Genomic DNA, 21,639 nt, shown 5'->3' with positions numbered 1-21,639 from the left:
TGATAAAAGTGAGGAGAAGGAAAGGTACCGATCAATTTTAAGCCTTTATCTCTTGGGTGGGGTGTTTGTTTATCTTTATAGCATTCCAAATATCTTTTTTGTGTATATTGATGATATATGGCGTTTGTTTGATGTTTTACTCTGTTTAAGTTATTTTGTGGTTAGTGCAGTTGCTGCATTTATTGTTTACCGCTTACCAAGTTATGAGCGACTCGAGACAAACTTGCTTGGTTTCACGGTTTGCTTATGGTCAATGGTGGAGAGCAATTTATATGGGATACAGGCGCTAGTGGATCAACCATTCTATCAAGAGCTTTATATCGATCTTCTATTGATCCAATTATTTTTAATTTTATTTTCATTGATCAAGTGGATCCCAGTTCGTACACGAGAAAGGATAGCCCGTATCGTAACCATTATACTTGGCTCTTTTTTTATATTTCATTTGTTAGGGATTTTTGCTTCCACCAAAGGCATGGGTATTTATGTGTTTTTGTTCGGTAAAGAGGTAGCAGTAGCTCTCATATGGCCAGGCATAGCTCTATTTTTCTCTGGATTTTGGACACATGTGACCATGGCCGGAGGTATAGACTTAGGTGTTACTCCAAAAGAGCGAGCGCGAATGATCGGAGAAGAGAAAGCTATTTGGAACAAGCGATTGGATACAGACGTATAGTCCCGTACTTTGTAGAGGTTCCGAGTGATATTGATGAGTCCAAGATTGACAGGGATGAATAAAATATATTTTTGAAAAAGCTATAAGCTGTTGTAGAGAATAATTTGGTACGATAAAAAACGGCTTTAGGAGAGCCTGTGTGACAAGTTGTAGAGAAAATTGTTGCTGCAGCTGCGGAATTGAGGTGCAAAATTGTGATAAATGTTAATCCTTCTACTCATACATACGAAAAAAAGGAAAGTTTTCTCTTTATTTATAGTGGGTATCATTTTTTTTTCGGGGTGTTGGTTCATCTCTATAGTATTCCCAATATCTTTTTTGTTTACCTAAATGACACATCACGTTTGTTTGCCATTTTGCTGTGGGGAAGTTATTTTATTGTGAGTGCCATTTCTGCATATGTACACTATCGTTTTTCAGACAATATTCGATTGGCAACTTATTCGTTTGTATTCACTGCAGGTCTATGGTCAATGGTGGCCATTAATTTATATGGAATACAGGCGCTGGTGGATCAACCATTTTACCAAGAGCTCTATATTAATCTTCTGTGGATTCAATTGTTGTTTATTTTATTTTCATGGATCAAGTGGATCCCAGTTCGTACACGAGAAAGGATAGCCCGTATCGTAACCATTATACTTGGCGCTTTTTTTATATTTCATTTGTTGGGGAGTTTTGCTTCCACCAAAGGCATGGGGATTAATGCATTTTTGTTTGGTAAAGAAGTAGCGGTAGCCCTCATATGGCCAGGCATCGCCCTTTTTCTCACTGGATTTTGGACACGTTTGATTATGGCTGCAGGCATAGACTTAGACATTACGCCAGAAGAGCGGGCCCGAAGGATGGCTGAAGAGAAAGCACGCGAAGAGGCGCAGAAAAGAAAACCATCAGAAGAAATGCTGTCAAGTGGACGTTACTTGGAGTATGGAGAGTTGGATTATTACATTGCAGAGGGAATAAGCAGTTATCGGGAAAAGGGATCGAAGACATTTGAAGATGTGGAGTTTTTATATGTAGAGAATGGCGTCCGTTATTTTAATCGCTTGGATTGGACTCCAACAAAAGAAATGATTTTGTACAAAGAGAACGGGCAATGGTACTGTCAGACAACAGGGCAAGAACCTGAACGAGTGTTGTTGCCAGAGCATCTAGAAGAGGAAAAGCAAGAATTTGAAGTCGATAAACGTGAATATTTGGAACAAGCAATTGAATACAGACGTATAGTCCCGTACTTTGTAGCGATTCCGAGTGACATTGATGAGTCCGAGATTGACAGGGGATGAATAAACTATTCAAAACTGGCTTCTAAAATACATGAGTTGATGAAACACCCAAAAGGGAAATATTTTGTTCAACGTTATGGATATATGCCTAGCAATCTTCCAAAAGAAATAGCCGGATTAAGAAATCTGCTTAGAGTAGGAGTTGGAGGTCTGTTGAACAGAGCTTCAGGTCCAATGGTGATCTATTATAAAAATGGTCAGAGGTTTAAATTACCACCGGCGTGAAGCTGGTCGGAGTAATGCCGTGAACTTGTTCAAGAATGTAAGGAACAATTTCATACCAACAATAAAGGGCGTTGATGTAAAAATTCACTTAAAAATATAAAACCAGGTGGTAGCGGTTGGCTTGCCGGAACAGCGTTGGATATTGTGGCTGCGTATACCGGTACAACTGGAGGGGCGGCTTAGGTACGATGATTTTCCTTGGCGTCGGTACGGTTGTTTATGGATTTGAGGTGTGGCTGTGGGAAGTACCGAATCTTTTTTTGATCAAAGAGAGGAGAAGGAAAGTTACGGATCAAATTTAGGCTTCTATCTTGTGTTTGGGCTGTTTGTTCATCTTTACAGTATTCCAAATATCTTTTTTGTTTACATAAACGATACTTGGCGCTTGTTTGCGATTGTCCTCTACGTGAGTTATCTCATTATTAGCGTAGGTTTTGCGTATGTTGTCAGTTACCACCTTTCAAGTTATGAGCGACTCAAAACGTATCTTCAAGGTATTCCAGCATGTTTATGGTCAATGGCGGCAATTAACTTGTATGGAATCCAGGCGCTAATCGATCATCCATTTTATCAAGAGGTCTATATCAATCTTCTATGGATCCAAATCTTTTTAATTGTATTCACGTGGATCAAATGGATTCCCTTTCGTATACGTGAGCTTGCAGGAAAGGCAGTGACGATTGCGCTAGGAGCCTTTTTCATGTTCCATCTGGCAGGGGCCTTTAATTCGACGAAAGGCGCGGGCATTTATGTGTTTTTATTTGGGGAGGATGCTGCGGTGGCTCTTATCTGGCCAGGCTGGGCTCTTTTCTTTTCCTTGTTTTGGACACGTGTGATGATGGTAGCGGGTATCGATTTATATATTACCCCAGAAGAACGAGCGCAAATGATGGCAGAAGAAAAAGCACGCGAAGAGGCGTCAATACGAAAAGTATCAGAGGAAATGCTGTCAAGTGGGCGTTATTTGGAATATGGTGAGCTAGAATATCCGGATGAGAGTTACCGAGAAAAAGGATCGAAGACATTTGAAAATGTGCTATTTTTATATGTGGAAAATGGTGTGCGTCATTTTAGTCGAATGAAATTTGATCCGCCAAAAGAAATGATTTTGTACAAAGAGCATGGTCAATGGTATTGTCAAACATCTGGACAAGAACCAGAACCAGTATTGCTGCCGGAATGGACGATTCAAAGAGAAGAGGTATTACATGAATTTGAAGACGATAAACGTGCATATTTAAAGCGAGCGATCAGAGATCGTCTACAAGTCCCATATTTTGTGGAATTGCCAGATGACATTGACGAATCTAGGATTGATAGGTATGAATAGTAAGAGTTTTAGGAAACGAGGGTTCGTATATAAGAGTATTGATGCTCTTATTTCATTGTCATAAAAAATAGTTTGAAGGAGGAATCTCAGGTGAGTGAAACAAATCGAACACAAGTCAGTAAAGAAAGTATGATTGTTTACCCAGGGAAAGGGAGAATGTTGATGCTTTCGATCCTGTCATTGGCGTTTGTGGCCGTGCTCGTGTGGGCGGCGTTTAATCGAGGGGAAATTGCAGAGGATGCCCAAGGGATCACCACTGTCATCGCACCCATTCTCCCCTTCATCTTGGTGGTAGGCATCCCGTTCTGTAGCATTTGTACGGTGTATTTATTGTATCGTTTTGTAAAACCGAAGCCATCGCTGCGTATTGATAAAGATGGGATTGATGAAAATGCTTCTTTTGTTGGTGTAGGCCAGATCCGTTGGGATGAAATTGAACGGATTGTGATGTATTCGATGATGGGCCAAAAAATGATTGGCATCATTCCAAAAGACTTTGAGCCATTCCTGGAGCGACAAAGTGGTGTGAAACGTGCCCTTTTAAGTATGAACAAGAAAAAAGAGATTCCGATCAGTATCCCGCAAAATGCAAGTGATGTTCCGTTAGAGGCAGTGTTGGAATTTGTTGGGCAGTTTATTGATCATGAGAAAATTGGATAGGCACATTCAGTTGTACCTCTGATTGCGATAATGAACAAACCTGAGTGGAGGGATGGACAATGATTCAGGAGAAAAAAGCATTTTCGTTATCGACAGAAGAACTAAGCGTAGCGATGCTGTTGTGTGGATACGAGCAGGCGGCGGCTGATGCGTTAAAGAACACGCGGGATTGGAAAAGTGACGAACAACTGCAAGAAGTTGTCGGAGAAGCGGAGTTGTTATTATGGCGTCGCGGCTATCAAAATGAAAAAGGTGAAATAGATCATGGACTCGAAAGTTTGATTCATCTGTTGATGAGAGCAGAGAAAAAAGTACGTTGCGTGCACGATAAAACGGTGATGCTTTTACATAACATGGGGTCTCGGAAAGTGCTTGTGCAAAAATGTGAAGATGGCATGCATAGCTTTTACTACATAGATATGACAAAGAATAAACAAGGTGAAGATACAATACAAGACTTTTATCAGTTTCCCTCCGAAGAACCGATCGACATGGAGCCCTTTATAATGTCGAGTGAGATGTTCCAGTCCTTTTCAGTTGCAAAGACCGCAAAACAAATCAACGAATTGCTTTCTGAAGGAGAACATCCTCCAGCTATGCAGGCATTCATGGAATCGTTTGTGAAGAGTGGATGTTTCCTCAATAATTTTTCATTGATCAAGTCTGACTACATCACAGATGAGAATGAGATTCCGGAAATACATTTGTTTTTACCGTCAAAATCATGCATTTGGTATATCGATTACACGGAAGTAGATACGCAAGGTCAAGTATACTTCTATCCTATAGAAGCATCTTCATTAATTCAGATGATCATGACACGGATAAAAATGTGGTTTGGTTTTTAAAAAAGAGCGGATGTGCCTATGGAGGGATGGATGATGAACTTGTTAAAAGAAAAGAGGATCGCCTTATCGACAGATGAATTTATTGGAGTGCTCGCCTTGTGCGGTTATGAGGATGTGGCACGTGAAGCCTCATTGCTAAAGCGGGATATGACAGAGGAACAGCTAGGCGCTTTCGCGCATCACGTAGAAAGGCTGTTAAAGCATCGCGGTTATTGGGATGAAACCCGTTCAACACAACTAGTCCAAGAAGTAGAAGACCTGATTCATGCTGTGATAAAGGCGCCAAAAAAGGTTCGTTGCGTATATGGACAGTATGCATTAATATTTCATCATCTGGCAGATGGAGGCAGGATTGTCCAACGTTTCGAAGGTATGGATCATATGTTTACGATGATTAGTGGTAATCTTGATTATGTAGAGCATCTGATCGACTTTTATGGTTTACCTGAGGAAGAGCCAAAAGAGGGGGTCGCACCATTTAAGATCGAAAGAGAACTGTTTGATTCCATGGGTACATATACAGATGAAGAAATAGACGCAATTTGTGAGGATGAGGATCATCCAATCTCTTTCCGCTCCTTTTTAAGAGACTTTCAAGAACGTCATGCTGCTTTTGATTCAATTACGTTTATGTTCGGGGAAGAAGAGGAAGAGGAGCAGCGCGATGAGCCAGTATATCTATTTTTAAGAGGAAAGTCGTGTGTGTGGTTTCTAGATTATAGCTTCGTAATGGAAGCAGATGAAATAGATGTATATCCTGTGGAAATGAAGGAATATATGAAACTGATTGCAGAGGAAGAGCTTCCAGCTTGGTTGGAACGGAATTAACATCACAGAAGTATACTTTTCTTGGTGGCGAGCTTTCTAAAGGAGCTCGTCATCTTACTATGCGATCAAGAGTGATCTCCAATGGAATTTCCATATAAAAATAAAGATTGCTACGTGTTTACATTGAAGATACTGAAAATGTAAAATTTGTCAGCCCTAATATAACTGATTTTATTAATGAATTAAAAAGCCAACCTGGCAAAAAAATTTGGATCGTTGGTGAAGGAGAACTGTTACATTCTTTTATACAAGAGAATTTAATTGATGAACTTATCGTAACAGTTGCACCAACCATAATCGGCAAAGGAATTCCTTTATTTAAAGAGGGGGATTATCAATTAGACCTTTCATTGAAAGGAACAAGGAACTTTAATCAATTTGTTGAATTGCATTATGAGGTTAAGAGGTAAAACGTCTGACAAATAAAAAAATATGCAAGTAAAAGCTCTCCTTATTATAGCTGTTTTAAAAAAACGCACGTTCGAAAAGTAAGGAATATTTGTGATTTAAAATAATAGACCGTTTTTTAATGAAGAAAGCTAGTCACAAAAGTGATTAGCTTAGGTTGAATAATTCATTGGTATTTATCTTAAATTCTTTAAAATGGTTTGAGGTAACAATTTCCCCTAGATTAACCAGAGTGAATTGAATCTCTCCATCTTGATCCAGGAAATAAACCATTATACGATTTTCCATAGGGTCTACTATCCAGTATTCTTTAACACCGAAATTCATGTATAAATTCAGCTTTGTAATCATATCGTGCGATTTATTTGAAGGACTCAATATTTCAATAATAAAATCAGGAGCTCCGATGTATTCATTTTCAGTGAAGTTACCTTGGTTACAAACTACAAATAGATCGGGGACAACTGTCTTTTTTTCATCTTTACTTTCGTTATTAAAGACGACGTCAGTTGGTGCAGCGAATACCTTGCATTTACTCCCCTTCAATAAATTGTATAACTCACCGTGCAAATAAGATGATATCTCTTGATGTTTGATGCTTGGAGATGGAGTCATATATATAACACCATCGATAAATTCTAACCTTTTATCTGTTTTCTTCCGTTCAGATTCAAATTCTTCATAGGTGCTATACCTTTCATTTAATAAACTCAAAGCAATCACCACCCTAAGTCAATTATACTCGAATTAATAACCAAAAAGAAATAATGATGCGCGACACCCTCGCATTTGATTCGGAGGGGGATATACACTTCTATGAGGAATTGGGATTACTTATTCCGCCGAGCGCAATTAATAATATCCTCTGATATACCTTTCGATGAAATTGTGTCAATTCAATGAAATCGTTTTCTGGAAAATGGATAAGATCAAGTTCTCTCTAAAGGGGTAACAGTGCCTTAAAGAAGGTGCGCGTAGACCTCCGCAATTTTCAATACTTTAATATCGGCGTTATATCAACGTTTACAGGTTATCTCATTTATGATGGGGCAGCCTGTTTTTGTTTAAAAAAAGATAAGTGAACCCTGATAGAGGGCGTTTATTATATCCTTTATCCTTGTTTAAACCAATGCCGGGATATGAGATAATATAGTAATACACCAGATCAGGGAACAACTCCGTTTATTGTATGTTTTCGTGTGTTTTTTAAAAAATTAAGATACGATATTTATAGCCAGATTTAAATAGGAGGTACGGAAAAAGAATGAGTGGATTTCCGAAAGATGCTATGCGTATGCTGAAAGAGACGAGTCGTACATTTTATATTCCGATTACTTTTTTGCAAAAGGAGTTAAAGTATTCGGTTGCAGCTGCTTATTTAGTATTTCGGGCAATTGATGAAATTGAAGACCATGAAGAATTGGACAATGATGTAAAATGCACGATCTTAATGAAAGTAAGCGAATTATTTAAACAACCATTTGATAACCAAGAGTATTTAAGAATTCTTGGACGGACAAAAGATCAAATGCCCGAAGTTACACTTCGTTTAGAAGAATGGCTGCAAGCTTGTCCAAAAGATGCCCTGCCAATCGTTACGAACGCTGCTTCTGAAATGGCATTTGGTATGGCAAAATGGGCAAAAGCAAACTGGGATATCCGCACATGTGAAGATTTGGATGACTACACATATTACGTTGCAGGACTTGTTGGAGTCATGCTGTCGGACCTTTGGGAGCATTATGGCGAAGAAAAAACAGACCGGGAACTTGCCATTGGTTATGGGCGCGGGCTTCAGGCCGTAAACATTTTGCGCAATGAAAAGGAAGATTGGGATGAACGTGGTGTAAGCTTCGTACCCGACGGCTGGAATCGTGCAAAGCTATTTGAATATGCAGAGGTAAACTTGGCAAAGGCAGATGAATATATGAAGTTTCTAAAAAAGAAAAGCATTTTATTATTCTGCCGTCTGCCGCTTGCCCTGGCTCAGAAAACGTTAAAAGCGATGAAAGAGGGACGGGAAAAAATCACACGTGCAGAAGTAGAACAAACGGTAGAAGAAGTTCAAATCAGTTAATTCCATGTTTCAGGTGCAGAGAACGCTTTAGATTTATTAATCCCCGTCTCCCCTATGGAGCGGCTGCGAAATCTGTAAGAATATTGATGATAAGGCAGGTGTTGGCGTTGGCCAACTCAATCGAGCAAAGGAAATCTGAGCATATTCAAATCACTTTGAATGAAAAGGTTACAGGGGAGTCGATTTCCACAGGATTAGAGTCGTTTACGTTCATCCACAATGCGCTCCCCGAAATCGCTTTTGACGAAATCTCCATTGAAACCACATTCCTCGGCTTTGAATGCAAAACGCCGTTTCTCATCAGTTCCATGACGGGCGGGACAGCCCTTGCCGAGACGATTAACCGGAACTTGGCCGCAGCGGCCGAAGAACGGGGGTGGGTGCTTGCGCTCGGATCCACCCGGGCACTGCTCGACAGCGACGGACATTCCTCCTCTTTCATGATGAGGAAGTACGCACCGAGTGTCCCTGTTATTGCAAACCTTGGTGCTGTTCAGCTCAATTACGGATACGGTGTCGAAGAATGCAGGAAAATTATCGGGATGACTGAGGCGGATATGCTCGTCCTTCATTTGAACAGCATCCAAGAAGTGATTCAGGAAAAGGGAGATACGAATTTTAAAGGGTTATTAAAGAAGATTGAACAATTGTGCAGCACGCTGGAGGTTCCGGTCGGAATCAAGGAAGTTGGATGGGGCATCGATGGCCAGACAGCCAAAAAGTTAGCTGAGGCCGGTGTGGCGTTTATCGACGTGGCCGGAGCTGGAGGCACATCCTGGAGCCAGGTGGAAAAGTTCCGTGCCAAAGATCCCATCCGGCGGGCTGCCGCGCAAAGCTTCAGCGAATGGGGGATTCCGACGGTGGAATCGATCAAGCTGGTCCGCGGAGAAATTGGGGACCGTCCGCTGATTGCCAGCGGCGGGATGCAGACGGGGCTGGATGGCGCCAAGACTATCGCGTTGGGTGCCGACCTGGTCGGATTCGGGCGATCCATTCTGAAAGAAGCGACCCAAAGCCCGGAAGATGTTATTGAAGTAATGAAAATCCGCGAAATGGAACTTCGGATGTCGATGTTCGGAATCGGAGCGTCGACAATTCAAGAATTGAAAGGAACTCCCCGCCTGAAAGAACGATGATAGTGGTATGAGGGCCTCGAAAATTGATGCATATTGCTCTATTTGGAGGGTTGCAAATTGAATCGCATTTTCATGAACGGAAAATTTTTTACAGCGGATCAGAAAAACAAAGAGGCCAATGCTATGATCGTCAGTAATGGAATTGTTACTTGGGTTGGAAAAGAGGAGGATATGCCTCCTGTTCAGGGAGAGAAGTATGATTTGGAAGGTCGCCGCGTACTTCCCGGGTTCATTGATGCCCATCTTCATCCGTTGCTGCTTGCGGAAACATCGAAGCAGCTTGCATGCACGCCGCCGGGAGTGACATCCATTTCAGGCATGGTTCAAGCGTTGAAGAAGCGGCTCAAAGGGCAAGGACCTGATTCATGGATAGAAGGCTGGGGGTATGATGAAGGCAAATTGGATGAAGGCAGGGCGCCGAACAGGCATGACTTGGACCAGGCGGCCAGTGATATCCCGATTGTTTTGACACGGACATGCACCCATATTCTTACCGTGAACAGCAAAGCTTTGGAAATTGCCGGAATAACAAGGGATACGCCAGATCCTCCAGGCGGAAAAATTGATCGTGATAAACTGGGAGAGCCGACAGGTGTACTGCGTGAAAGTGCAGCCGATTTAGTGAAAAGTAAAATGCCTGTAAAAAGCCTTGAACAAAAGGCCGCATTGCTGGCGGAATACAGTGACACATTTCTTGCCAAGGGTGTTACTGGCATTACAGAGATGATGGGAGAGCATAACCCTATCGATTATTATGATTTATATAAAGCTGCAAGGAAAAAAGGGCTGAAGCAAAGGGCGGCCCTCTATTACAATTGGGATGCGTTCCAGCAGTTTGACCTGCATGAGCCGGCCATTTTTGACAGGGAACAGCCTGTTTATATCGCTGGAATTAAATTATTTGCCGACGGCAGTATTTCCGGCCAGACAGCTTGGGTAAACCCCGCATTTCTGGGAGACGGTGAAAATTTCGGGATTTCTACAACCTGTCAAGAGGAGCTGCTGGCAGCAGGGGAAGCGGCAAAAAAATACGGTATCCAATTGGCCGTTCACGCAATGGGGGAACAGGCCATTGACCAGGTCGTTGATACGTTTTACAAAAAAGCCGATTGGCTGGATGGGGCCCCATCTGTTCGAATCGAACATGTGTCGCTGCCGACGGAGCAGGCACTCCGGCGTGCAGCTGAGTCCGGAATCGCCTTTGTGACCCAGCCCATTTTTTTATATGCCGAAATAGAAAGCTACCTGAACAATTTAGGTGAAGAACGTTCGAGAAAATCTTACCCGGTCAAAGCCATTCTGGAAAAAGGAATTCAAGTGGCTTTTTCATCAGATGCGCCTGCCACTGCATGGGATGATCCCGTGAATCCATTTGTCGGACTGGAAGCGGCCGTGAACAGGAAGGCTTACAACGGGACAGATATTGGACAGGAGCAGGGCATTCCGCTTGAAACAGCGGTCGAGCTTTATACGAAAGCGGCACAGGAAGTTACCCGGATTCCTTTCGTTGGCAGGCTTGCTCCGGGATACCATGCTGACTTCATCGTTCTTGAAAAAGATATCTTTAAGGCGGACAAAGCCGAAATTAGCAGCATGAACGTAGAAGAAACGTATATGGGCGGAGAAATGGTATATCAGAAGACGAGGGTCTGAAGGGAAAGGGTCCTTGTTGCTGCTGTCATGTAACCAAAAAAATACTTGAGTTCGTGTTATCAAGGCCTAAATCGTAGAAAGTCAAAAAAATAAAGGGCAATACATATTAGTCATGTAAAATATGTATTGCCCTTTTATCTTTTGCTCAACAAATCACGCCCGATTGCAGCTTAGTCAAATCAAAGTTTTTATAGAAAAACTTAGTGAGACATGTGGGAATCGACTGGCTTCCATTGGAACTGATTAAAGCAACTGCACTTATTCTTCATTTCACTTGCAGCAGACGAGGTGCTGTTGTGGTAAGCAATGCAATCACAATAAAGCAAGCTAAGGAAGAGGCAATGCAAGAAGTGCCGTTTGCGATGAGTGAGTAAAGAAAAGCAGATTGGCCTGGAGGTGCGTACTGCCCCCAGAAAATGATTCCGGCGATGAAGTGCCAAATATATCTTGCAGCGCCGCCAATCAATACAGCACTTAATAATAACAAGACTAGCATGACTTTTCCTTCAGATTTCAAAACATTTTTTATAGCAGGTGCAAGCAATCCTGCTGCACCAATAAAACTGAATGCAATAAAATATTCAATTAATCCTTGAAGAGGCGTCAAAATTTGTCCGGCAGCATCCCCTGTTACAATTTGCAGCAGGCCCCACAAAAATCCTGAAGCAAACCCGGCCTTTATTCCCCAGCGAAGCGACACGATAAAAATGGGTACCATGGAAACTGAAAACTTAATTGCCGGCGTTATTTGAACGGATGGGATCATATCAAGCATCATTGCAAATGCCGCAAAAATCGATACCTCCATCAGTGCACGTAATGACATCTTTTCTCTTCCCATAAAAAAACCCCCTATGATATGATGACCGACCGTAACCATAGGGGAACAACGGCAATGATAATCTTATTGCCGTTTATATACCATCCCTGCGCTAGCATTATCTAACAGGTTCAAAGGGTCCGGAACGAGTCCGCTCTCAGCAAAAAGCTCCCCTTGGTACGCCGATTCAAATTTCTACCTTTATTGTAGTATATTTTGAATAAAATGCAATCTCTGTTATTGAGAGGAGATTCACTCGAACTAGGAATGGAGATAAAGAGGGCCGTTATCTGCCATCAGATTTTCTTTTAAACCGGCTCCCGGTATTCATATACACAATGGCAAAAATAACGATGATAATAAATAAAATAAGACCCAAAATGAACAGTAACTGGTTTTCCAAAGCTTCACTTAATCCCCACAGCAAGATACTAAAACAAATGCCGTACATTATTTTGCCCATAAATTTACACAACGCCGTTTCGTCATATTGGGCTTTTTCACTGTCAGACTTCGTATTGTAGCCGGCAATCAAAAATGCGCCTTTCCCTTTTGACAGTATGACGGCGAAAATGAGGAATGGAATGAGAATGATAATATTTATAATGAATCCGGTCATAGCAGCAGCCTCTCTCGTATAAATTTCATGCTCCTGATTATTATACCAACTGCGGCACAAGGTTTGGCCGATAAAAAAGTAAATCAAAAGAAAACAAAGTTAAATTGGGGTTATTCCAAAGAATAATCATTTTACAGTTCTTACCTTTTCAAACCTTTGGTATTATTAGAGTAATTAAATTAAAAAATGGGGAGTGGTTTGTTTGTTATCCGGTCCAGTTAGTACAGGTAGTATCGTTGGTGTCGTGATCATTCTTCTAACCTTACTTCTAAATAAAAAGTCAGCAGTTTTAGCAAAAATTCCATCTTATTTAGGTTTATTGGCATCAATCATCATATTCATCATAAGTTTTGAGATTAGAGGTTTTGAAGGTGCCGCATATGGTATTTGTGCGTTTACAATCCTTATTTTTACCATCTTGTCCTTTTATATATCTATAAAAATATCAAAAGTAAAAAAACATTAAACTCTAAAAATAACCCCTTGATTTATTTTAGGGGCTTTTTAGACAGCCCCCTTAAAAACTCTCCACTTCCTTTACGGCGTCCGCCGCTTTTCCATCTTGTTTATTCGGATTTAAAATCATAAGCAATATAAAGACGCAGCACACGAGCGCACTGGAAATCAAATAAATCGATTGATAACCGTTTGCTGCGGTAATGATCCCGAAAATATATGAACCAAGCGCAATTCCGCCATCGAAGAAAGTGTAAAAAGTGGCGGTGGCATACCCGCTTCGCTCGATACTCGTGGATTGAATGGCAAGCGTCTGCATACTCGGCACTAAAGATCCGTATCCAAGCCCGATCAATGCACCGGCGGTCAAAAATGTGGCGGCCGAGCTTGTATATGCCAGCATAATCAGCCCGGCGATGAATAAAACCAATCCGGGGTACAGGACGTATTGAGGTCCTTTCAGATCAAACAACCTGCCTGTGAACGGTCTTGCAAGAAGCATGACAGCGGCAAAGACGAGGAAAAAGGTACTTGTCATGCTCAGCAGATTTTTTCCTTGGGCATAGATGGATAAATAAGATAGAATGCTTGCATATGAAAGGCCTGTCAGACAAGCGAGAAAGCCGACAGGTATTGCCTTTTTCTCAAAAAAGTCGAAGAATTGGCAATTAGCAAAAAGTCCCCTTCGGATAAAGCATATCCAAAGGAGGCAAAAAAAGTGTAACTATTAATAAACGGTACTTTTTTCAAATCACATTTCTCTCATTTTTCAAATGCAGTGGCTATCTTCAGTGCATCCATCGGGTTGCTCACTTGGTCGATGGCGTAGACTACCTGGCCGTCCTGCCACAGGATCCGGGTGTTCTTTCCTTCCGCATCAAGAAAGGCATGTCCATGCGGTTTTGGAACAGGAAGTGTGTGGTCCTCCAAAAATTGTACGGCATCACGGGCGAGAGCCGTTCCTTCTTCACCATTATTGGTAAATGCGTGTGATGAAAGAGCCCAGCGTCCTTCATTCCAGCTTGTCCATACAGAACCAGCACCTGCATCTTGATAACCCGTTATATGATGTCCCAGGTCAGTTGGTTGTCCGCCAATTTCACTGAAATTCTCAAAAGCTATTTCCTCATCTGCAGCTTCTTGGCTTTCGTATTTTTTTACATCTATCCGGGCTATCCGGTCAGCTGCACCACTGTCATTGACCAGTTCTTCATTATTGATCGGTATCGGCTCATCACTTTGAAAAAAAACAACCGAGTAACGATTTTCATCCGATTTAGTTGTTGCCGTCAGGTGCTTGCCATTATTCAGGGGGAGTTCATTTGGAAGCTTGATCGTTAAGTTTGTATGGAATTGGTCTTTCACGGCCTCGATGACTTCTGCTTGTGTCATACTGTGGTTCGAGTTGTCCACCTCGTCTGTAGCTTCTTTGGCCTCACCTTCACCTGCTTTTTCCGTTTGGTTCTGATCAGCGGCAGGTTTTTTGCCAGGTGTCGTGGCATTATTAGAACATGCGCCTGCCAGTAAAATTAGAGACAATAGAAGGCCAGTTTGCAGCATTTTTTTCATCAGTGCAATCCTCCTTGAAGCCAAGTAAGTGCATCTGGTTTACTTTTCCCTTGATGAATGGAATGAAACAACTTCGAGGTATACAGATATTGTTGGGGTAAAGGATACTGATGGAAGGAGAGGGTTTGATTTTGGAAGAAATCCATACAAAAAAACAGACAGCGAGAGTTCAAATCGTCGCTGTCTGTTTTAATGAAAAAGGGAGTTAAAGTACCCTTTTTGCACCCGCATATTTGGATTTCCAATAATAAGGATCATTGATGGATGTAATGGATACACCTTTTCCTGCAGAGTGGATAAATTTATTGTTCCCTATGTAAATTCCGACGTGTGTAACTTTTTTCTTGGAAGTTGTTTTAAAGAATACGAGATCTCCGGATTTCAAGTTCTTTTTGCTGACAGACTTTCCTTTTTTATATTGCTCAGCTGCCGTTCTTGGAAGCTTGACGTTCTTTTTCTTAAAGGTATAGGAAGTAAAGCCTGAACAGTCGAAGCCTTTTGGAGTCGTTCCGCCATACTTGTATCGGACGCCCAAGTACTTTTTACTTTCTTTCACAATGGCCGATCCTGTTGGTTTGCTTGCTGCACTTGCGGTATTTATAGGTTGAGTGATCACTGCTGCGAATATGATAACGGCGAATAAAGAAACCAAAGCTTTTTTTAACATCGTCATTCTAGCACTTTCCCCCTGAAACTCCAGCATTTTCTTGTTTATGTTAGATATAGCATAACACGACAAATTGTGACTTTGTTTTTCAGTTATGTAACAAATGTATTACGGATGCGCCGGAATGGAAAAAGCATATATGGAGGAAGTCTTGTTAATTTTATTTAGAGTAGGACTATTTACATTAATAATTTAATTCAACTAGATTATACATTAAAAATATATTGACTATTTGTTAATTAGTGTTAATATGTTGTTAACAACAAACATTTTATATCAAAAGTATGTGTTCATTTGTGTATGTTTGAAAAGGTTTTGTTGCTTTTGGATACGCTTCCATGCAAAAGGGGGTTATTGATAGTCAAAAAGTTTAGTAATTGCTGTGAGGTAAATAAAAAGTATTAATTCAGGGGGTTATCTAGTTGAGAAAATGTTTCTTGTTATTTTTATTGTTGTTGCTGGTGATAGCAGGCTGCGGGAGTAAAGAAAGTACCCAATCCAAACCAAAAGAAAAAATTGAAGGTGTACCGGAGAGTGTTCAGGGAGACGTTAAAGTTGCTGTAATCAGGAATCTCCCTTCGGATGACCATACGAAGCAATTTTTAGATGGAGCCAGAAGTGAAGGAGAAGGCTTAGGCTTTAAAGTAGACACGTTTATTTCGGATGGGGATGATGCAAAGTTCCAAAACCTTGTATCACAAGCTATTCAGAAAAATTATGATGGACTCGTTATTTCTCATGGCAAGGAATCGTATTCATACGATATGATTAAGCCGGCCTTAGATAAGGGAATAAAGGTTGTAACGTTTGATACCGTCGCTGTTAAAAACGGCGAAAAATTGGAAGGGGTTACATATACTGCCCAAAACGACCATAAATTGGCCGAGCTTAGCCTCGATGAAGTTGCCAGTTACACAAAAGGTGGGGAGCCTGTTAATGTCATTAAATTATGGTTTGGAGGATTACCGCCTCTTGATAGCAGGGAAGAGATTTATAAAAAATATGAAAAAGAAGGCAAGATTAAAACGTTAGAAACGATTGGGCCGTCCAATATGCAAAATGTTCAAGGGGATATTGCCTCAGGTGTTAGCTCAATCTTAAGCAAGTATCCGGAAGGAAAAGTGGATGTTATTTGGGGATCTTGGGATGAAATGGCTAAAGGAGGATTCAAAGCGCTTAAAGATAATAAACGGTCTGATATTAAATTGGTCTCAATTGATATCTCCAATCAGGATATTAACATGATGCTGGAAGAGGGGAGCACATGGGAATCTACAGCTGCTGTTGATCCCTACTTAATCGGTGTAATGAATATGCGTTTGTTAGCAAAGAAGATTGCAGGTGAAGATACACCGGAAACATATGCGCTTGAACCGAAATTGATTAAAAAAGAAGATTTGTCGTCTGAAACGACGATGGATAGTTTGGCAGAAGTAGTCGAAGGTTGGGGAGAGTCCGATGACTTCAACGAAGACTGGATGAAGAAGCTCAGAGAAAATTAATCAATGGAAAAGGAAGAATGGCCCATTCTTCCTTTTCTACAATCTGGTAATCAAAACTTAAATAGGTGAGCATATGGAAAAATCTGAAAAAACACTACTAAAAATGGAAAATATCAATATAGAATTTCCAGGAGTAAAGGCACTGACAGATGTCCACTTTGAAATGGAAACAGGCTCCATCCGCGCATTAATCGGAGCGAACGGAGCAGGTAAATCAACCTTAATGAAAGTCTTGTCAGGTGCTTATAATCATTACACTGGGAAAATCTCCTTTAATAATGAAGAAGTTATTATTAAAACTCCAAAAGACGGGAAAGATCTAGGGATTGATATTGTTTACCAGGAAGTAGATACAGCTCTTATTCCCCATTTAACAGTCGGCGAAAATATCATGTTAGACATGATCGTTAATGATATGGGCAAAAGACAAATAATAAATTGGAGAAACATACATTATGAGGCCAATAAGGTTTTGGAAAGGCTAAATATTAAGATTGATACGAAAAAAATCGTATCTCAATTGGATTTAGCGGATAAGCAAATGATCTTGATTGCAAGATCTATTGTTAAAGAAAGGAAGTTTTTAATTCTTGATGAGCCGACAGCTCCTTTAAGTAATAGGGAAACAAAAGAACTTTTTAGGATTATAAAGGATTTGGCGGAAAATCAGAATATTGGTGTAATATTCATCTCTCACAGGCTTCCCGAGCTTTTTGAAATCTGTGAAGACATCACCATTATGAAAGATGGAAAGGTTGTGACAAGCCAGCCTATTAGCGATTTAACGACCCAGCAAGTTGTTGAACTGATGTTGGGTAAGACATTCGAAGAAGAATTCACCAGGGCTGACAGAAAAATAGGGAATGAGACTATATTTGAGATAAATAGCTTGAATGATAAAGAAGGAAAAGTAAATGACGTAAGTCTCCATGTAAGGAAAGGTGAAATTGTAGGGATTGCTGGTCTAGTAGGCGCCGGAAAAACTGAGCTATGCAAAACAATTTTTGGTGCCCATCAAATAGACTCCGGAGCTGTTAAGCTATATGGCAAGTCTTTGAACATAAGATCACCTCACCATGCCGTAATACAAGGCTTGGCATTGGTTCCAGAAGAGCGGCGAAAGGAAGGGGTCCTTGTGGATGAGCCCGTCTACACGAATCTCACTGCGGCAAGCCTGAACAAATATACAACGGCCACGGGTGTTTTACAACCGATGTTAGAAAGAAACACGGCTCAGAAAATGATTGGATCGCTAGGTATTAAAACCCCGAATGAGAGACAGAAAGTATCTTTGCTGTCCGGAGGGAATCAGCAAAAGGTTGCTGTCGGTAAGTGGTTGTTATCGAATGCAGAAATCTATATTTTTGATGAACCGACAAAGGGGGTCGATGTGGGCGCCAAAAAAGAGATTTTTGATTTGATTAGTGACCTGGCAAATGATCAAAAGGGTGTTATATATGCTTCTAGTGAACTATCAGAAATAATGGCCATTACAGACAGAATCTATGTCATGTATGATAACCGTGTCGTTAAGGAATTAGAAACAAGGGAAGCGACTGAAGAAGAAGTTATGTATTATTCAACTGGGGGAAATTAATCAATGGAAAAAAGTATAAAGAAGAGACCCCTTTCCGTTCTTCAATCCATAAACAAATGGGGTACTATCATTGCCATTGTAGTTTTACTTGCCTTTTTTACGATAATTATGCCGGATATATTTTTAACGAGTTCTAATATTATCAATATATTAAGAAGCATTTCTATCGTGACTATTATTGCGATCGGCTTGACCGTGTCATTATCAGTTGATGGTTTCGATCTATCGATAGGATCGTCTGCCACACTCTCCAGTTCTTTGATTGTTTCATTTTTTGTATGGTACAACTTACCGGCAGGTATTGCCATTCCTCTAGCCATTGTTCTAACATTGAGCGTTGCACTGATTAATGTGCTGTTGATTGTAAAAATAAAAATTCCAGATCTGTTCGCTACATTGTCGACAATGTTCATTTTTGAAGGTGTTGCCATGACATATACTGGTGGCGGTTCCATCAGTGAGGGGATGCCGAGACTGGACGGCTCCCCAACGGAAGGGAAGCTTCCAGTTGTTTTTGACAAGATGGGCGAGACTCCGTGGATAATCATCATCATGATTTTGGTCGTCATGATTGTTCATGTGTTTTTGAACCACACAAAGCACGGCCGCTATATGTATATGATCGGAGGAAATATAGAAGCTGCACGGTTATCCGGGATTCCGGTCAATCGGTATAAAACTTTGGCATATGTCATCTCGACTTTATTTGCAGCTCTTGGAGGAATTATATTAGCTTCCTATCTTGGATCTGCACAAATTAACTCCGGGGCTGGGTACTTGATGCCAGCAGTTGCTGCTGCATTTATTGGATCCTCTTTCGCCGGGAACGGGAAACCAAATGCTATTGGTACTTTTATAGGTGCTGCTTTGGTAGGGATTCTTGAAAATGGACTTGTTATGATGTCAGTCCCATATTATTCCCTCAACATAGTAAAAGGCATGGTGTTAGCTCTTGCTCTTGCTTCAACTTATTACAACCGTAAATAAAACGAAGGGGAGGAAATGTGAGGATGTCCCGGTTCAATCAATATTTCTTAATGAAGGAAAAAGATGTAGTGGATTATGTTTTAGAGAAAGTTGATTTTTTCGATAAAAAAAGTTATTTAACGTGTGATGAAATTGGAGACGGGAACCTAAATTATGTGTATCGCGTCTCAGACAAACAATCAGATAAATCATTGATAGTAAAGCAGGCAGGGCGTACAGCCCGCATCTCGGAAGACATCACACTTTCGACAAATAGGAACAAGATAGAATCAAATGCCCTTATTATCCATGGAAAGTATGCTCCCGGACTTGTTCCGAAAGTATACCTGCTTGATGAAGTGATGAGCTGCTGTGTAATGGAAGATTTGTCCGATCATCTCATTTTAAGAGAGGGCTTTTTAAAGCATGAAATATATCCATTATTTGCCGAGCATATTACCTCATATATGGTAAAGACACTTCTGCCCACAACTGATGTTGTCATGGAACATAAGGAGAAGAAACAGCTGGTAAAGGAATTTATTAATCCGGAACTATGCGAAATTTCCGAAGATCTTGTTTATACAGAGCCGTTTAATAATTACCATCACCGAAATGAAATCATCGTTGAGAACAAAGATTGGATTATCCGGGAAATCTATCATGATAATGAATTGCACCTTGAGGCTGCTAAACTTAAATTTGAGTTCATGAACCATGCTCAAGCTCTAATTCACGGAGATCTCCATACCGGGTCGATTTTTGCAAAAAAAGACTCCACTAAAGTGATTGATCCTGAATTCGCCTTTTTTGGACCTATTGGATATGACACTGGTAATGTTGTTGCACACCTGATTTTTGCCTATATCAATGGAGATACATATCACAAACGGGAGTTTCTTGACTGGGTGGAAAAGACTATTATAGAGGTAATAGACTTATTCAAGGTAAAATTCAGCCAAGAGTGGGATGGTTCTGTAACTGAGTTGTTAGCTAAGGAAACAGGTTTCAAGGAATGGTATCTGGACCATATTTTATCAGATACAGCCGGAGTAGCCGGACTTGAAATCATAAGAAGGATAGTGGGGCTTGCCAAGGTAAAGGATATCACTTCGATTGAGAATACGGACAGCAGAGTGCGGGCCGAACGCATTTGTTTAACTTTAGCAAAAAATTTAATAAAGAGAAGAAATGAATTTAAAGAAGGCAAAGACTATACTGAAGCATTGCATCAGGCCATTGACGAGGTGAAGGTGAAAAATGAGTGATCAGCTGTTAACAATTGAATGGAAAAATAATAAACTTGTTCTTTTAGATCAAACTGTTTTACCTAATGAAATCATATATAAGGAGTATGATTCAGCAGAAGGTGTCTGGGAAGCCATTCGGACAATGGTGGTCAGGGGTGCTCCGGCAATTGGCGTAACCGCAGCCTATGGGTTATACCTGGGGATTAAAGATGCGCCTGAATCCTCTTTTGAGGATTTCCGGAAGACCCTAAAGGAAAAATCCGAACTATTGGCTACTTCAAGACCCACAGCTGTAAACTTGTTTTGGGCCCTTGAACGAATGGAGAATATCGCAGAAACAAACAAAGGTTTACCTGTAGCCGCGCTTAAAGAGACCCTGCTTAAAGAAGCGAAAGCCATTCATAAAGAGGATGAAGAAATCAATAGAAAAATTGGAGAAAACCTTCTATCTTTACTAGAGGATGGCATGGGAATTCTAACACATTGCAATGCAGGTTCTTTGGCTACAACTAAATATGGAACAGCAACGGCTCCCATCTATTTAGCTAAGGAAAGAGGATGGAACTTTAAAGTATATTCAGATGAAACTCGGCCAAGGCTCCAAGGATCTACCTTAACAGCATTGGAACTCCAAAAGGCCGGAATTGATGTTACAATAATTACGGATAGTATGGCAGGTGTAGTAATGTCCCAAAATAAAATTGATGCCATTATTGTTGGGGCGGACAGGGTTGCTGCAAATGGAGATGTAGCAAATAAAGTCGGAACATTGGGAGTCTCAATTCTTGCCAAATATTATAATATTCCATTTTATGTAGCAGTGCCAACTCCAACCATTGATTTAAAAACTAAATCAGGAAAAGATATTCCAATTGAGGAACGGGATCCCGAGGAAGTCATCAATTTATTTGGAAAGTGGACAGCATTAAAAGACAGTAAAGTATATAACCCTGCTTTTGATATCACTCCTGCGGAAAATATTACTGCCATTGTCACCGAAAAAGGAATTGTGAGAGCTCCTTATAGGGAGAACTTGTTAAAAATATTTAATGATTTTTATTGATTA

Annotated in this window: 22 protein-coding genes and 1 riboswitch; of the genes, 16 read left to right on the top strand and 6 right to left on the bottom strand. The window is 40.7% G+C overall.

The window, feature by feature from the left end:
- Nucleotides 1–61: 61 nt before the first annotated feature.
- The 7 genes from FS666_RS04725 to FS666_RS04695 all read left to right on the top strand — a co-directional run bounded on the left by FS666_RS04725 (nucleotide 62) and on the right by FS666_RS04695 (nucleotide 6,263).
- A complete protein-coding gene (locus FS666_RS04725; protein ID WP_128205394.1) occupies nucleotides 62–676 on the top strand; it encodes a hypothetical protein in 615 nt (204 codons plus the stop codon).
- Nucleotides 677–870: 194 nt separating this feature from the next.
- The gene (locus FS666_RS04720) at nucleotides 871–1,962 is read left to right on the top strand and encodes a hypothetical protein (protein ID WP_120069942.1); all 1,092 of its coding nucleotides are present in this window, start codon (nucleotides 871–873) and stop codon (nucleotides 1,960–1,962) included.
- Between the two features lie 463 nt (nucleotides 1,963–2,425).
- Nucleotides 2,426–3,517 (top strand): hypothetical protein, encoded by a 1,092-nt coding sequence (locus FS666_RS04715; protein WP_128205395.1) that lies wholly within the window; start codon nucleotides 2,426–2,428, stop codon nucleotides 3,515–3,517.
- Nucleotides 3,518–3,607: 90 nt separating this feature from the next.
- Nucleotides 3,608–4,177: an STM3941 family protein gene (locus FS666_RS04710; RefSeq protein WP_120069947.1), complete on the top strand. Its 570-nt coding sequence runs from the start codon at nucleotides 3,608–3,610 to the stop codon at nucleotides 4,175–4,177.
- Between the two features lie 59 nt (nucleotides 4,178–4,236).
- Nucleotides 4,237–5,025 carry a hypothetical protein gene (locus tag FS666_RS04705; RefSeq protein ID WP_120069951.1) on the top strand — a complete coding sequence of 263 codons (789 nt, stop codon included), beginning with the start codon at nucleotides 4,237–4,239 and terminating at the stop codon, nucleotides 5,023–5,025.
- 33 nt (nucleotides 5,026–5,058) lie between these two features.
- On the top strand, nucleotides 5,059–5,853 hold the full coding sequence (locus tag FS666_RS04700; RefSeq protein ID WP_120069954.1) for a hypothetical protein: 795 nt from the start codon (nucleotides 5,059–5,061) through the stop codon (nucleotides 5,851–5,853).
- Nucleotides 5,854–5,960: 107 nt separating this feature from the next.
- Nucleotides 5,961–6,263 carry a dihydrofolate reductase family protein gene (locus FS666_RS04695; protein WP_306463598.1) on the top strand — a complete coding sequence of 101 codons (303 nt, stop codon included), beginning with the start codon at nucleotides 5,961–5,963 and terminating at the stop codon, nucleotides 6,261–6,263.
- Between the two features lie 145 nt (nucleotides 6,264–6,408).
- Here FS666_RS04695 and FS666_RS04690 read toward each other — a convergent pair whose 3' ends face one another.
- Nucleotides 6,409–6,975 (bottom strand): Uma2 family endonuclease, encoded by a 567-nt coding sequence (locus tag FS666_RS04690; protein WP_120069957.1) that lies wholly within the window; start codon nucleotides 6,973–6,975, stop codon nucleotides 6,409–6,411.
- Nucleotides 6,976–7,525: 550 nt separating this feature from the next.
- Between FS666_RS04690 and FS666_RS04685 the strand changes: the two genes are divergently transcribed.
- The 3 genes from FS666_RS04685 to FS666_RS04675 all read left to right on the top strand — a co-directional run bounded on the left by FS666_RS04685 (nucleotide 7,526) and on the right by FS666_RS04675 (nucleotide 11,127).
- On the top strand, nucleotides 7,526–8,338 hold the full coding sequence (locus FS666_RS04685) for a squalene/phytoene synthase family protein (RefSeq protein ID WP_120069960.1): 813 nt from the start codon (nucleotides 7,526–7,528) through the stop codon (nucleotides 8,336–8,338).
- A gap of 107 nt (nucleotides 8,339–8,445) precedes the next feature.
- On the top strand, nucleotides 8,446–9,474 hold the full coding sequence (gene fni / locus FS666_RS04680) for a type 2 isopentenyl-diphosphate Delta-isomerase (protein ID WP_120069964.1): 1,029 nt from the start codon (nucleotides 8,446–8,448) through the stop codon (nucleotides 9,472–9,474).
- 57 nt (nucleotides 9,475–9,531) lie between these two features.
- Entirely contained in the window at nucleotides 9,532–11,127 is a 1,596-nt protein-coding gene (locus tag FS666_RS04675; RefSeq protein ID WP_164876274.1) for an amidohydrolase, read from the top strand.
- Between the two features lie 265 nt (nucleotides 11,128–11,392).
- Here the strand turns inward: FS666_RS04675 and thiT are convergent, their stop codons facing one another.
- Both thiT and FS666_RS04665 read right to left on the bottom strand, forming a co-directional pair.
- Entirely contained in the window at nucleotides 11,393–11,968 is a 576-nt protein-coding gene (gene thiT, locus FS666_RS04670) for an energy-coupled thiamine transporter ThiT (protein ID WP_120069967.1), read from the bottom strand.
- A 66-nt stretch (nucleotides 11,969–12,034) separates the two neighbouring features.
- A riboswitch (TPP riboswitch) is annotated at nucleotides 12,035–12,132 on the bottom strand.
- Between the two features lie 101 nt (nucleotides 12,133–12,233).
- Entirely contained in the window at nucleotides 12,234–12,566 is a 333-nt protein-coding gene (locus tag FS666_RS04665) for a DUF3784 domain-containing protein (protein ID WP_120069970.1), read from the bottom strand.
- 202 nt (nucleotides 12,567–12,768) lie between these two features.
- On the opposite strand from FS666_RS04665, the gene FS666_RS04660 reads away from it, so the two are divergent.
- Complete coding sequence (locus FS666_RS04660; protein WP_164876275.1) at nucleotides 12,769–13,032, top strand: YesK family protein; 264 nt, start codon at nucleotides 12,769–12,771, stop codon at nucleotides 13,030–13,032.
- A gap of 51 nt (nucleotides 13,033–13,083) precedes the next feature.
- Here FS666_RS04660 and FS666_RS04655 read toward each other — a convergent pair whose 3' ends face one another.
- The 3 genes from FS666_RS04655 to FS666_RS04645 all read right to left on the bottom strand — a co-directional run bounded on the left by FS666_RS04655 (nucleotide 13,084) and on the right by FS666_RS04645 (nucleotide 15,264).
- A complete protein-coding gene (locus tag FS666_RS04655; protein ID WP_260841937.1) occupies nucleotides 13,084–13,656 on the bottom strand; it encodes an MFS transporter in 573 nt (190 codons plus the stop codon).
- Nucleotides 13,657–13,784: 128 nt separating this feature from the next.
- Nucleotides 13,785–14,591 carry a hypothetical protein gene (locus FS666_RS04650; RefSeq protein ID WP_144460780.1) on the bottom strand — a complete coding sequence of 269 codons (807 nt, stop codon included), beginning with the start codon at nucleotides 14,589–14,591 and terminating at the stop codon, nucleotides 13,785–13,787.
- Nucleotides 14,592–14,796: 205 nt separating this feature from the next.
- Nucleotides 14,797–15,264 carry a C40 family peptidase gene (locus FS666_RS04645; protein ID WP_144460781.1) on the bottom strand — a complete coding sequence of 156 codons (468 nt, stop codon included), beginning with the start codon at nucleotides 15,262–15,264 and terminating at the stop codon, nucleotides 14,797–14,799.
- Between the two features lie 416 nt (nucleotides 15,265–15,680).
- On the opposite strand from FS666_RS04645, the gene FS666_RS04640 reads away from it, so the two are divergent.
- From FS666_RS04640 to mtnA, 5 genes are all read left to right on the top strand, one after another.
- Nucleotides 15,681–16,760: a sugar ABC transporter substrate-binding protein gene (locus tag FS666_RS04640; protein WP_144460782.1), complete on the top strand. Its 1,080-nt coding sequence runs from the start codon at nucleotides 15,681–15,683 to the stop codon at nucleotides 16,758–16,760.
- A 73-nt stretch (nucleotides 16,761–16,833) separates the two neighbouring features.
- Nucleotides 16,834–18,357, top strand: coding sequence for a sugar ABC transporter ATP-binding protein (locus FS666_RS04635; protein WP_144460783.1), 1,524 nt, complete (start codon nucleotides 16,834–16,836; stop codon nucleotides 18,355–18,357).
- Nucleotides 18,358–18,360: 3 nt separating this feature from the next.
- A complete protein-coding gene (locus FS666_RS04630) occupies nucleotides 18,361–19,344 on the top strand; it encodes an ABC transporter permease (protein ID WP_144460784.1) in 984 nt (327 codons plus the stop codon).
- 23 nt (nucleotides 19,345–19,367) lie between these two features.
- Complete coding sequence (gene mtnK / locus FS666_RS04625) at nucleotides 19,368–20,591, top strand: S-methyl-5-thioribose kinase (RefSeq protein WP_144460785.1); 1,224 nt, start codon at nucleotides 19,368–19,370, stop codon at nucleotides 20,589–20,591.
- On the top strand, nucleotides 20,584–21,636 hold the full coding sequence (gene mtnA / locus FS666_RS04620) for an S-methyl-5-thioribose-1-phosphate isomerase (protein ID WP_144460786.1): 1,053 nt from the start codon (nucleotides 20,584–20,586) through the stop codon (nucleotides 21,634–21,636). The genes mtnK and mtnA overlap by 8 nt, the downstream gene beginning before the upstream one ends.
- The last annotated feature ends 3 nt before the right edge of the window (nucleotides 21,637–21,639 follow it).

It is taken from the genome of Siminovitchia fortis (assembly GCF_007681465.1).
GTDB lineage: Bacteria > Bacillota > Bacilli > Bacillales > Bacillaceae_C > Siminovitchia > Siminovitchia fortis.
The sequence above is the reverse complement of the archived record's forward strand: the minus strand, read 5'-3'. Positions and strand labels throughout refer to the sequence as shown.